Below are 13,181 nucleotides of genomic sequence, written 5' to 3'. Positions count from 1 at the left end.
TTATATAAATTATATATATCTTCTAAAGACAGGAGCAGTTGGATCTCCCACTAAATGCTGGGAATAATCCGCATTCAAGGCCTCCTGATACGTGTTCAGCGCACTATCAAAAGCCGCTGCAAAAAAGTCAACATCCTCGTGCTGATGACTAAAACAAGGTATAAAAGCTCCCTGAAATAAAACACCACGGGCAATCATCTCTTGCATCATCAATGTTCGCATTCCTGGAGAAACAGCCTTATCCTTATCTTTAAAGGTAAATATTGGCATCCAATCACAATTTGCCATTTCAATGTAATCACCTAAGGACGCTTTATTTATAATCGAGTTGAGGCTCTCTATAAAATACCTGCCTACAGCGTGATTATGCGCGACTACCTGTTTATTCCGAAATTCAGCTATGGTAGCCAATCCTGCTGCCAGAGCATGCGTTTCACCGCCGTGAGTGGTGGAAATTAGAAATACCTTTTCACTACCTTTTTGCTTTATTCCACCCAATTCCATAACCTCTTTCTTCCCCGTTAAGGCACAAAATGCAAATCCGTTAGCAATCCCCTTTCCCCAGGTAGCCATATCGGGCTCTACGTTATACTTTTTAATAGATCCCGGAAAGTCCGTTTTAAAACCAGTTACCATTTCATCAACTATGTACAAGGCTCCATGTTGATGAGCGAGGTCAATCGCTTTCTTCAGGTATGCTTCTGGTATACCGGCATTCTTTTCAGGCTCGGAGATCACGCAGGCTATCTGTCCGGGATACTTTTCGAAAAGGACCGTAAGTGATTCCAGATTGTCCGCTTTATAAGTGACCGAAAGATTTTTAATAGCTTCAGGAACTCCTCTGTTACAGGCTGTTTGAGAAATAAACCAATCATCGTAAGAATAAAAAGGATGCTCCTGTGGAAATGCGACTAAATTTCTTCCAGTAAATGCCCGAGCAAGTTTAACTGCTGCCGTGGTAACAGTTGATCCATTTTTGGCAAATTTAATCATCTGGTGACAGGGAACAAGCCCCAGGAAGGTTTCTGCCATTTCCAATTCAATGACTGACGGGCGTTGAAAATTAACTCCTCGCTCAAGTTCTTTTCTGACCCGCTCTAAAACAGGCTCATAGGCATGTCCTAAACTTACAGAAGATAATCCCATTGAACAATCCAGAAATTTATTACCGTCTATGTCCCAAACATAGGCACCCTTTCCATAATCAATCGCTGCAGGAGCCAATGCCGGGAATTGATCATCCCCTTTTGAATAAGTATGTGCCCCACCGGGAATCAACTGATGTATCCTACTTCTATACTGTTCTGATTTCTGAAAATTCCTAATCATATGATTACTTGATGTCTTTATTGATAGAGTTGATGTATCCCTCATTATGAATAATATGCTGATTCATTCTTTGTATCTCTGGATGAGTCTTTACATAATCTGCATATTCCTTCCAGGATGAATTAAGGCCCAGTTGGCCTATCAGTAACTGAATTAAATCAAAATCTACCTGCTCATCCACAGTCAAACGTAAGGCTCCATAATCCCCTCCGCTAGACACATTATCTGCAACAAATAAAGCTCCGCCTTTAAATGAGGAGTTGCGCCAGATATAGGGGGTTACATGCTCTCTATCCGAACGCAGCGCTGCTTCGGTCCAGGCTTGCTTCAATGCCTTCATGGTAAATACCTCTACGTCCATACCATCAGGAAAAGTAGGCAACAACGTATTGGAAACATAGTCTAGCTGATGGGCAACAGTGAAGTCAATTACTTCGTCTATCACTTGCGGATCTATCAGTGGACAATCGGAAGTAATGCGTACAACATAATCTGGGTGCTCATCAATGACACATTGATAGTAGCGATCCAGCACATCGTCCGTTGAGCCACAATAACTATCGAGCCCAAGTGCCGAAGCAATATTGCAAATACTTGCGGCCTCTGATTCTAATGTGGTAGCTACTTTTAACTTATCAATCCTCCGGGATTTTAAAATTCTTTCAAGGTGAATCTGAAGTAGCGTAATACCATCGATTTCGCGTAATACCTTTCCTGGTAGCCGTGAAGACCCTACCCGGGCCTGGGTTACTGCAATTATTCTCATTTCCAATTAACGGGATTTAATAACGGCGTTTCTTGCACCTTAATTTTGTCAATTTCCTTAAAAATAGCCTTATCCAATGGGGCGCTCAATGCACTAATATTCTCAGTTAACTGTTCAACTGAATCAACACCAATAAGCATCTTATCAATATGTTCATTCTCTGCTATGTATTGCAGAGCAAGACTTTCTAAATTGACAGCCGCTTCCTCTGCCAACGCCTTTATCTTACTGAGATATGGTTCCAATGGACGGAGATAAGCTGGGATTAAACTCGATTCCATGAAAAATAGCCCCTGTAAATAAACAGATCTTACATGAATCTCTTTTCCCAGTTCCTTCGCCTTTTCAAGTAAATAACCTTTTTGCGTAAAATTATCAAGTAAATTGAAAGGAATCTGAATAATATCACATTGCCGATCCGTGATCGCAGCGGCAATCTGTTCATTGGAGTAGACAGAAACGCCTATCTTCTTGACCCAGCCACGTTCCTTAAGTCCGACCAACGCCGTTAGCAATTCCGGAGAATTTCTATACATTTGGTAGTTATGGAACAAATAGCCTTCCAAAATATGAAGTTTCAGTACTGACAAGGAGTCTAGCAGATGGCCTTCTATCGAGCCTCCAACAAAACCATGCGAAATCTTGGATATTACCTCAAATCTATCGCCCAGATCGTGGTTGGCATGATAGTCCCCTATTATTTGTTGGGCAGTCCCATAATCTTCTGCAGTGTCCAGATTTACAACTCCAGCGTTCCTGGCAACATCGAATATTTTAAAAACACTTGAAGCTGTGGGTTGGCCAGCCTGATTATTAATGCCATATCTTGTACCGAACTGGACGGTCCCCAAAATTAGCTTACTCACACGGGTTAAATGGTTCATTACAATTATTAATTTACGCGTCGTCGTACTACGCCGCGTATTATTAACGCCGTAAAAGTAAATGCCCCCTAAATTTGGCATTAGTATGAGCTTAATAATTAATTAAAAATAGCAGTGGAATGTACTTAAGAGAGAACAAGATTAAATTGAGATTAAATTACCAATAAGTGGCAACATCCTGGATGGAAGGAATTAGTGGGTTAACAAAACACTTATTTTTTGTGCGTCGCATTGTCGCATAATACCATCTTACAAGTTGAATAGATAGCAATCCCTCTGTACCAATGGGCAAATAACTTTAACTTGAATATTTCAGCTTCCATTTTATTTCGGCCATTCTCCAGTCTTCCTCATTATCAATATCCTGAAACTCAAGGGGGCTAAACTCTAGAACGCCCGAATTGGGAGTGAAAAAGGATTTATGCTTATAAAACTCGATAATATTTGCCCAATAAAACTGCCCACAATCGTGAAAAGCGGGAGGAATATCCTGGCTGCGGGTTGTTAAATACTCTGGCCAAATCATAGATACACAATTTGTTTCAGGATCTTTCTTCAATGCACGCATAATTGGGTAAGAGAACTGGCTTACAGGAAAAACTGACGCGAACTTTTGTTCCACCATTAAGTTGAGTGCTTCCTCTAAGCGCTTGGGAGTGGCTAAAGGTGCAGTTGCAAATATACAGCAAACATTATCATATTCTTCCTGTTTTACGACCTTATATTGCTGCAATACTTCAGTCACCACATCGGTTATCGTAGCAAAGTCATCTGCATTACGGGCAGTTCGCATAAAAGGTACCTTGGCACCTCCCGCTAACGCCAAAGTAGCAATCTCCTCATCATCTGTAGAAACCATTACTTCGTCAAATAACCCTGATGTTAACGCCGCATCAATAGAATAGTGAATAATAGGTTTACCCCAAAAAGACTTGATGTTTTTCTTAAAAATACGTTTACTACCGCCTCTCGCAGGAATTATGGCTATGTTTTTCATATAGTATGCCTAGCTCAGTTAAATATCAATATATAATCAAAATACTATCAATTACCTACATATTAGTATACCTAATTTTTAATAATCCGTTACTTATTGGCTAAAACATTGGGACTGTTATCAATCTCGTGAAAGACAGCATCAGATCTGTGGAAATAAATCTGATCAGGTGTATCCTCTGTTTTAAGACAGCTGTGTAAGTTCGGTTGACAGTTGACCACTTGCTGCATTGTGGGCAAATCTAACAAAAATAACCTATAAACCTATATCTGACTGTCTTCAATCTTACAAGGTTATTATAATAAATTTCATTACAGATTGTATCTGTAACATATAGAACAAGTTGTTGTAGGTAATACAAAAATCACTATGTTACCAAATCCTTTCATCCACATTTTACGTTAATCTAATCAGAGTCGTTCTGTGTTACCTGTTTGAAAAATCTATATCATACTTAAACTACCACCTGTTTTATCGATCTAAGAATTGGCATAAGATCAATTGCTTGAGAATCAATTTTTTACGAGAAAAAGTCATGTATTAGCCACCCACCTGGCTCCGTCTGAATACTTAAGTACCCCTTTGTTTAAATCAATTAAGGCAAAACTTAAACATTATGTCGTCTGTTGAATTTAACACCTTACTTATCGGAAACGCAGATTTCCTGAAACCCTTTGCTTTTACCCTTACTAAAGATGCCGAACAAGCAAAAGACCTTTACCAGGAAACCCTTTTCAGAGCCTTATCTAACCAGGAAAAATACCTGGAAGGCACCAATATCCGCGCCTGGCTATTCACCATTATGCGGAATATTTTCATTAATCACTATCGTAAAAGATTGAAACACAGGATGATCGCAGAACCAAATGCCAGCGATTTCTTTATTAATTACCAGCAGAATGCGGTAAGTAACAAAGCGGCCTCTAACTTACAAATGAAAGATATCCATGTGGCGGTATATCACCTCCCCAGTATCTTTAAAAAGCCGTTTATGTTATATTATGAAGGGTACAAATATTTCGAGATCGCCAATATTCTTCAAGAACCCCTGGGCACCATCAAAAGTAGGATACATTTTGCCCGGAAAATATTGAAATCTCAAGTTCCCAGGCAATAAGAGTAAATTATACCGATTTTAAGCCAGCTCGAATAGAGTCTGGGCCAGCCCATTTTTTTATGATCTGGGATAGCCATATACCAACCGCAGATAACGCTCCTTTAAATGCGACTGGAAATAAAAGGCCATGATCATGATAATAGCTGCGGCACAAAGGAACCCTGCATGCGGCCATATATAATAACCCGCCAGGCACAACACCAGATACCGGGCATACTCCAGGTAAAATACCCATTTCTTTTGCTCCATAATAGCACCACAGTTGATTAGGGTCAATAATATCAGGAACGTAATACATACCTGGATAAAAACCGGCACATAATATTCCAGTAACAGGAAGGAAAACAATACTAACAGGGTGGCAATGATTTGCCACAATACATACCGGATCAACCTGGGCGCTTCTGCCTGTGGATTCCTTAAAAGAAACGCTTCTTCCAACACCCTCCTGGCGTCCGGATCCACGTAATCGGGCTTACCAAATATAATACGCAACTTATTGCGCCAGCCACTGGTCCTCCGCACCGAATACAACATTTCCAGGATAAAATGAAAATGCTGCCACAGGAAACTGTTACTCTCCAAAGGCTTGGTAAGCCCATACACCGGCTCTTCTTCCTCTTTCACAAAAGTCCCGAACAACTTATCCCAGATAATAAATACATCTCCATAATTCTTATCAAGGTATTGCGGATTACTGGCATGATGCACCCGGTGATGCGAGGGCGTTACCAGTATATATTCCAATATCCCCAGTTTCCCGATTGTACGGGTATGAATAAAAAACGGGTACAACCCATGCACCAGCAACATACTGGTGATCATCGCCGGCGGAAAACCAATTACCGGCAATATGGCCCAGAAACCCGTACGTATAAATGCCTGGAATACGGTAATCCTGGCGGATACGGTGTAGTTAAACTCCTCACTCTGGTGATGCACCACATGCGCACACCAAAATACCGTTACCTCATGTGCCAACCGGTGATACCAATACCATACAAAATCAGTACACATCAACAAGGCCACCCACAACAATACACTGCTCTTAATATCAAAAATGGCAAAGTGACGGTATAACCAGTCGTATACAAAATAAAAAAGCCCCACCGTAAAGGTATCCAGTAACCGCTCCGCGATACCTACACTCAGGTTGGTAATAGAATCGTTAAACTTAAAATATTTCTTTCCCTGTTTACCCGCTACCAGGTATTCCAACCCAATAAACGTCAGGAAAAAAGGAACAGCCAATGCCAGGTAGTTTAGATGCACGTTGTAATTTTTTAAATCCGGAATAATAGCGCGACACAGGTCTTCCTACATGGTGCCAGCCCATGCAAGGAATTTAGATAAATAAATGGTGGTGGTAAATTATCTATCGCAATAATAAGTAATAAAATTCAATTATCCTACCAAACAAGTAGACTAATAAAAATACGAAAAGCGAAAAACAACTTCGGTTGTCTTCCGCCTTCGCTTCATTGCATCTCTTTTTTATTAATCTTCCGGAGGTCCTCCATCGGCCATCCTGACCACTTTTGGAATAAACCGGCCAATTACTTCTACCAGCTCTGTTTGCGATGCCATCACCGTACTGATATCCTTGTACGCACCCGGCGCTTCATCCAGTCCACCGCCGATCAGCGTTACCCCATGTTCCTGTAACATGGCATTCAGCTCCTGTGGAGTAATAGATGCCAGCGCTTTGGTACGCGACATTTGCCGGCCAGCCCCGTGGGAAGCCGAATGCAAACTACGCTCCTCTCCCTTTCCTCTCACAATAAATCCAGGAGCGGTCATAGAGCCAGGAATAATACCCAGCACACCCTTACCGGCAGGCGTAGCGCCCTTACGGTGTACAATCACTTCCTTTCCCTCGTACATTTCCTGCCAGGCAAAATTATGATGGTTCTCCACCCTCGCCAGCAAAGTAGCACCGGTGGCCTTGATCAGCCGCTTATGTATCAGGTGGTGACAGGCCGACGCATAGTCCCCCGCCAGGTTCATAGCCAGCCAATACTCCTGCCCTGCTTCTGTATCCAGGTCCAGGTAAGCCAAGTGCTGTACCTCTTTAGGCAATGGACACAACTCTTTGGCCAATTGGGTATAGTGACCGGCTATCTGTGCCCCCATTCCACGGGAACCGGAATGCGACAACAAGCCGACATAATTACCCGGCGCCAGGTTCCATTCATTATTAACATCTGTAATGCTTACAACTCCCCACTCCACAAAATGATTCCCTGAGCCGGAAGTACCCAATTGTCCCGCTGCTTTATCCAACAGGTTACGCACAAACCGGATATCCCTAAATTCCGTTCTTTCCAGTATCGGGTCAGCTTCCCGCTTTTTCCATTCGGCGCCAGCGCCAAACTTGGTATGACTGGTCAGTTCCTTTACATATGCCGCCTCATTGGTATATAGCGAATGTTCGGGCAAATCCAGTATACTTAAACACATACGGCAACCGATGTCTACTCCAACACCATAAGGGATGACAGCATTTTCCGCAGCCAGCACCCCGCCAATCGGCAGCCCATACCCCTGGTGCGCATCTGGCATCAGGGAACCAGCTACGGCAACGGGCAAACGAACTGCATTATTGATCTGCCGGATAGCACCTTCTTCTATATAATCTTTTCCATAAACAGTATATGGAACAGGCGTAGCTCTCAGTTCAATTTCTGGCGGCGCCACAGGTTGTAACAGCTGCTCAGCAATAGTTCCCAATACCGGATCCCCCACGTATGCAGCCGGGTTTGCCAATATCTTCTTCAATAATTCAATTGCTTCTTCCTGGCTCAGGTGACTGAAATCTGCTTCCATTACGCGCATGGCGATACGAAATACAGGCGTCTGCGGGTAACCTATCTCCAATAATGTTTTGCCTCCGATTTTAGTGTGTGCCATATGAGGTTAATTTTTATCAAACCATTCGTCCTGCAATATTTGCTGCAGGGTACGATGCGGATGTTTATATTTTTTTTTATCCGTGAAAATCCAATGCCTTTTGCCGGAACTTTTACTTCGGGTTAATTTAAAAATTCTGTGTTGTAACTGACGACGTTTTATGTAGTTGTCCAGTTGATCCATCTGAGAAAGCAGTTCCGGTATAATCATCCTTGTTTGCGTGATCATATTGGGCCTTACTCTCAGAACAAATCTCCAGGGCTCTTTAAACACATAGCGCTTCACGGGTTCCTTACATCTTCCGATAAAAATAAACCGCTCTTCAAAACAAGCCGCTTCTTTATCTGAAAATTGTAACCGTTTAAAGTGTGCTGCATCCGGGTGCAATAACGCCTGTGGCTTCTCCACCAGCTTCTTCCTGCCATGCGATCGCTTCTTTACTTTAAAATCGCGCCGGTGGCTGTATTCGAAAGTATTGATTTTTTGTAATAATTGCCTGTAAAAATCGGCCATACGGCTTCTCTCCACATCGTCCCTCAAAACAAAAAAACGTTTATAGCCTTTCGTTACCGGTGGTTCCAGCGGTACATATCCCCGCTGGTTCCATGCTCTCCTTAATTCGAACTCCTGCCTGTTTAAAGAAAGCAATGTTTTATCATACTGTGTTTTCGCATCGCGCAGTCTGCGCCTCGCAGTTCTTATCCGTGATGATGCGATGTATTCATCAATGTCAGTGTGTATTTGATTGTCCATAAACAATAGTGACTTCGCCTGATCAATACCTCTGCGCTGAGGCGGAGGTTGTTTACTATGCGGTATTGTATGGACATAAATTCTTTTCTCATAACTGTTATTGTTTATTTGGGGTGATAAATATGTTATGCAATTTCTCCAAGTGATGCTCTTCTGAAACCAATCACATGTTGCTTAGTTTCAAAAGATGGCTCATGTTGATTGGCAATCTCAGCGACTGTCATGGGCTTATCGATAATGTTATCAAATCCCATATGCCGGGAAAGTTGCTGCGCTTTTCCTACCGGCAGGCGCTTAAATTCATACTTGGCAATGAGCCGGCCCTTACGCAGCAAAGCACTATCGATGGATGACAAATCGCTGTTGAAAGAGCATACCAGCTGTATATTCAGGCAGTCTGCCAGCAGCCCGTCAGATAAATTGAGCAGGTTGGAAACGGATGAATTCCCGGTAAACTTGCGGTCCATGATCACATTTTCTGCATCTTCAATCACCACTACACAATTCGGATTGTCGATCAACAGCTCCATGAACTCGGGGTTCATAATATTACTGGCCAGATCGGGGGAAACAAATAATACCCGCTTCTTAATCTTTCCAATCAGGTAGCGCAGGTAAGTGGTTTTACCTGTTCCTGGCAGGCCGTGCAATAGCACAATACCTTTATCTTTATCTTTCTTCAGCCGTTGCTGTATGATTTTGTCCACCTCTTTAAAATCGTCATCATACAACATCCCGATATCCAGCCGGGTACGTTTTATTTCGAGGCTTTTTAACTCTAATCCCCTGCGACCGCTGGTAATCAGGTTGATTTCATGCGGTTCCCGGCGTTGTTTTTCCTTAAACCGGGTAACCATCTCCGTTACCTCCGATATAAAATCTGGCACTGATCCATCGTGCAGTATTTCACAAATCGACATCCAGAAAGATACTACACAATGATTGTTTAGCACCATCACCGTTCGATTATGTTTGTACTTTTTCTTCTTGTTGTCATAATCGGTATAGCGATGGGTATGGAGTATACTGGCGTGGTATGTTTTGGTAAACAACGCAGCTGCTTTATCACCATCTATTTCATAAATGTTATTGATATCCGGGATGGCATTAAAATGGAAGGTATATACCCCTTTCGCGTCAAAATGATCTCCATCAGTGATATCTATCTGCTTAACTATATGCTTCATGTTATGATCTTCTTTTTGTTTAATTCCCGTTTGATAAAGGTTTACCAGGACCGCTGCGGGTCCTGGGTAAATCCAATTTATCATGGGGGAAATACAGGTTATCCTTATGATAGCCTGGTGATTGGGGTTAAATGGCAAACAGAGACGAAAAAAATATCTTCTTTATAAGGAGTGAGGCGGAGCAGGATTACTCCACCTGCCTGTTTATGATGTACCTCCTCAAATAATCTCTTGCCTGGCAATACAAAAAAACCCGGTCTGTTTTCACGGACCGGGCTACTAACGTTAACGCATATACTACGTTAAGGCATAACTTGTCCGTTTAGCATTCCATGCTGGCATGCTATCCTGAAACCATTTGCTGCGGCGGATTTGAATCCTTTTTGTATCTGCTGGTAAATTCATTATCAGTGTACAGTGATAACAAAAAAACCCGGATCCATGGACCCGGGCTTCTGTTATACTTACAAATATTATTAAGCTACCTGTAACCATAAAACGCCCGGAACCCTCGATCCTCTTGCGCTAAGCAAGGGATGGAGCTGCCGATATTTAGATTAAAGCGTTTCATGTTTATAAGTTTGTTCTATTATTAATTTTTAACGATGCAAAGATAACAGGATATATTTTGATATTGCAAATTTTTAACAAAATATTTCAAAAAATATTTTTATACTATCCTTATCCCATGGCATTTCGGCTATTAATAAAACAGTCTAAAAACGGCTGTGGTATTATATATAATCACCAATCTCTCTTTTATAAAGTTTTCTTGTTTTCTTTAGATTCAGACAGCACCTCAACAACTATCGTCAACGTATATACGACAAAAGAAGTTATTCTTATATAGCACTCCAAACTATTTTCATACTGCATTTTAGCACTAAAAAGGCCGGCGCATGAATGCCCGGCCTTAATAACTATCAGGATTAACAAAAACGGAAGTTGGTGGTCGACCTAAATTATATTAATACTGCATCCTCTTCGTACTCCTTCTGTAGACGCTGCATTTGACGGATATGCCGTTCAATATGCTTGGTGAGAAAGTAGATGTATTGATAAATATCCAGTTTACCGAGTTGGTTAACAGACATATTGGTAAATACGAGTACCCCTTCTCCGTTTTTCAGTAAAGACAGGTTATACATGCACTGTGCATATTGCTGTTTCAGGAGGGCTTTTATTTCCGCTATATCTTTAAACCCGGTAGGTTCCATATGCTCTGGTCTTACCCAGCCAAAGGATTTGCTGCCTATCACATCTATCTGGTCAAATTTATCCTGGTAATCGGCTGGCAATATCACCGTATGGCCGGTTTTCTTACGCTCCAGTGCACGGCGGGTGCTCTTGTTAATGATCAGCAGGAGGAAATAATTGGTCAACGCAATGTGCTCCAATACTTCGCGGATGTTCCATTGATCACGGTCTGGTTTGAAGTGCAGTAATGCCTGGTCTTTTTCAAACCACTGATCTAACTCCCTGAAATTGGTGAGTAAGGCCTCTCTTACAACCTGGATAACGTTTCTGTTTCTCATCATCTAACGTTTTTGGGATTATGCACTTTACTTATTGCTAATCGAATGGGTTAGCGCATAACATCATTTAAAAAATATTTGTTCCATTTTCATGCCGGATTGGCCACAAAAAAACCCGGCCGCATTTACGGACCGGGCTAATAATGATGAGCGTTATCTCACACTATCGCATACCTTGTCCGTATGGCTTTCTTAAGGCAAAGCCATCCCGTTTACGCCATGAGGCGCATTTTTCTTGCATTATAGTTATCGCTTGAAATTCTTTCAATGTCGTCATTTCATTACTGCTTCTAAAGCAAAAAGTCCCACACTTTTATTTAGTGCGGGACTTTTGTTTATATCGTTTGATAACTTCTTCTATCGTTAACAATCGGTGCAACATGCCCGCAATCTGGCCTTGACCTGCTTTTGCTTGCAGGCCATCGCTGAAAACTCGTATGTTGATATAAGTTGCACAGTTATTTTTGTTCTTTCAACAAAGATAATTTTTATTTTTTTTATTACACAAAAAAATACCTTACTTTTTTCGCGGACTTAACAATTAGTTCAAACTGCAAGGATCTTTAGGGAGCTGTCAGAACAAACTTAACTGGGCATTTGGCCGGCGAAACGCGTCTGTATTGAATTCGAAGCGTTCCTGATTCATCCCGTTCTTCTTTGTATGAATTTTAAATTGCTGCTTAATCAAATCGGCAATATTACCTGTTCCCCTCATCCTTCTGCCAAATTCGCTGTCATTCACCGTTCCGCCATGCATACCTTCTATATGATGCCATACCTTGTCGGCCCGGTCAGGAAAGTTTTTATAGAGCCAGTCGTTGAAAATGATCTTCACTGCATCATTGAGCCTGACTACCGTATACCCTGCATACTTAGCGCCATTGGCCGCAGACGCCTCCAGGAGCCGGGGAATTTCATGATCGTTTAATCCCGGGATGATAGGCGCCGTCATAACGCCAACGGGTATACCCACTTCACTGAGTTCCTTTACTACCTTTAAACGCTGTGCTGCCGTGGCAGTCCGGGGCTCCATCTTCTGGCGCAGCTCCTCATCAAGCGTAGTGATAGACACGTATACGCAAACCAGGTTATCTTGTGCCAGCTGCTGTAACAGGTAACGGTCCCGCAGCACCAGCGAGTTTTTGGTGATGATTCCCACCGGCTGTTTATATTCCAGCGCCACCTCCAGCAACTGCCGGGTAAGCCACATCTTGCGCTCCACGGGTTGATAACAATCGGTATTCCCTGATAACGAAATGGGCTTGGGCACCCAGTTCTTATTATCCAGGAATTTCCGCAATAGCTCCGGCGCATTATGCTTTACAATGATTTTCCGTTCAAAATCAAGACCGGCACTGAGCCCCCAGTACTGATGCGTATTACGCGCATAACAGTAAATACAACCATGTTCGCAGCCCTGGTAGGGATTCATGGAAAACCACATCCCCACATCCGGACTATCCACTTTATTGACCAGCGTTTTTGCATGCTCTTCAAATACCTGGGTTGGTACATCTGCCTGCCACCACTCGTCAATACCTTCCGCGTGCTCCTGGGCATATTCATCTGCCAGGAACCTGTTCTTAGGGTTTATCTGCGCACCACGGCCCTTATAATACTGAGGCGCAGATTCCCCTTCCTGGAATGGCAAAGTCATAACTAAATATTTTAGTAAAACTACTAAAATATTTAGTTATTCAAAT

At 42.3% G+C, this 13,181-nt stretch carries 11 protein-coding genes; 1 reads left to right on the top strand and 10 read right to left on the bottom strand.

The features are described from left to right. Window positions 1-9 precede the first annotated feature (9 nt). The 4 genes from HGH90_RS20825 to pseF all read right to left on the bottom strand — a co-directional run bounded on the left by HGH90_RS20825 (window position 10) and on the right by pseF (window position 3,976). Entirely contained in the window at window positions 10-1,329 is a 1,320-nt protein-coding gene (locus HGH90_RS20825; protein WP_169191818.1) for a glutamate-1-semialdehyde 2,1-aminomutase, read from the bottom strand. A 4-nt stretch (window positions 1,330-1,333) separates the two neighbouring features. Further along, a complete protein-coding gene (locus tag HGH90_RS20820) occupies window positions 1,334-2,095 on the bottom strand; it encodes a cytidylyltransferase domain-containing protein (protein ID WP_169191817.1) in 762 nt (253 codons plus the stop codon). Beyond that, window positions 2,092-2,979: an aldo/keto reductase gene (locus HGH90_RS20815; protein ID WP_169191816.1), complete on the bottom strand. Its 888-nt coding sequence runs from the start codon at window positions 2,977-2,979 to the stop codon at window positions 2,092-2,094. Before HGH90_RS20815 ends, HGH90_RS20820 begins: the two co-directional genes overlap by 4 nt. A 298-nt stretch (window positions 2,980-3,277) precedes the next feature. Beyond that, on the bottom strand, window positions 3,278-3,976 hold the full coding sequence (gene pseF, locus HGH90_RS20810) for a pseudaminic acid cytidylyltransferase (protein ID WP_169191815.1): 699 nt from the start codon (window positions 3,974-3,976) through the stop codon (window positions 3,278-3,280). A gap of 616 nt (window positions 3,977-4,592) precedes the next feature. Between pseF and HGH90_RS20805 the strand changes: the two genes are divergently transcribed. Beyond that, window positions 4,593-5,093, top strand: a complete 501-nt coding sequence (locus HGH90_RS20805) for an RNA polymerase sigma factor (protein WP_168766886.1) — start codon at window positions 4,593-4,595, stop codon at window positions 5,091-5,093. Window positions 5,094-5,150: 57 nt separating this feature from the next. On the opposite strand, the gene HGH90_RS20800 is transcribed toward HGH90_RS20805, so the two are convergent. From HGH90_RS20800 to HGH90_RS20775, 6 genes are all read right to left on the bottom strand, one after another. Next, the gene (locus tag HGH90_RS20800) at window positions 5,151-6,365 is read right to left on the bottom strand and encodes a sterol desaturase family protein (RefSeq protein WP_169191814.1); all 1,215 of its coding nucleotides are present in this window, start codon (window positions 6,363-6,365) and stop codon (window positions 5,151-5,153) included. A 225-nt stretch (window positions 6,366-6,590) separates the two neighbouring features. Further along, window positions 6,591-8,003 carry an RtcB family protein gene (locus HGH90_RS20795; protein ID WP_169191813.1) on the bottom strand — a complete coding sequence of 471 codons (1,413 nt, stop codon included), beginning with the start codon at window positions 8,001-8,003 and terminating at the stop codon, window positions 6,591-6,593. Between the two features lie 6 nt (window positions 8,004-8,009). After that, window positions 8,010-8,756: a hypothetical protein gene (locus tag HGH90_RS20790; RefSeq protein ID WP_169191812.1), complete on the bottom strand. Its 747-nt coding sequence runs from the start codon at window positions 8,754-8,756 to the stop codon at window positions 8,010-8,012. 125 nt (window positions 8,757-8,881) lie between these two features. Continuing rightward, entirely contained in the window at window positions 8,882-9,943 is a 1,062-nt protein-coding gene (locus HGH90_RS20785; protein WP_168766882.1) for an AAA family ATPase, read from the bottom strand. 962 nt (window positions 9,944-10,905) lie between these two features. Further along, window positions 10,906-11,481, bottom strand: a complete 576-nt coding sequence (locus HGH90_RS20780) for a DinB family protein (RefSeq protein ID WP_211172661.1) — start codon at window positions 11,479-11,481, stop codon at window positions 10,906-10,908. Window positions 11,482-12,052: 571 nt separating this feature from the next. Continuing rightward, window positions 12,053-13,135, bottom strand: a complete 1,083-nt coding sequence (locus tag HGH90_RS20775) for a PA0069 family radical SAM protein (protein WP_168766881.1) — start codon at window positions 13,133-13,135, stop codon at window positions 12,053-12,055. Window positions 13,136-13,181 lie beyond the last annotated feature (46 nt).

Origin of the sequence: Chitinophaga sp. Ak27 (genome assembly GCF_012726295.1) — a bacterium.
Classification (GTDB): domain Bacteria; phylum Bacteroidota; class Bacteroidia; order Chitinophagales; family Chitinophagaceae; genus Chitinophaga.
Note: the sequence above shows the minus strand (reverse complement) of the source record. Positions and strands in the feature narration are given on the sequence as shown.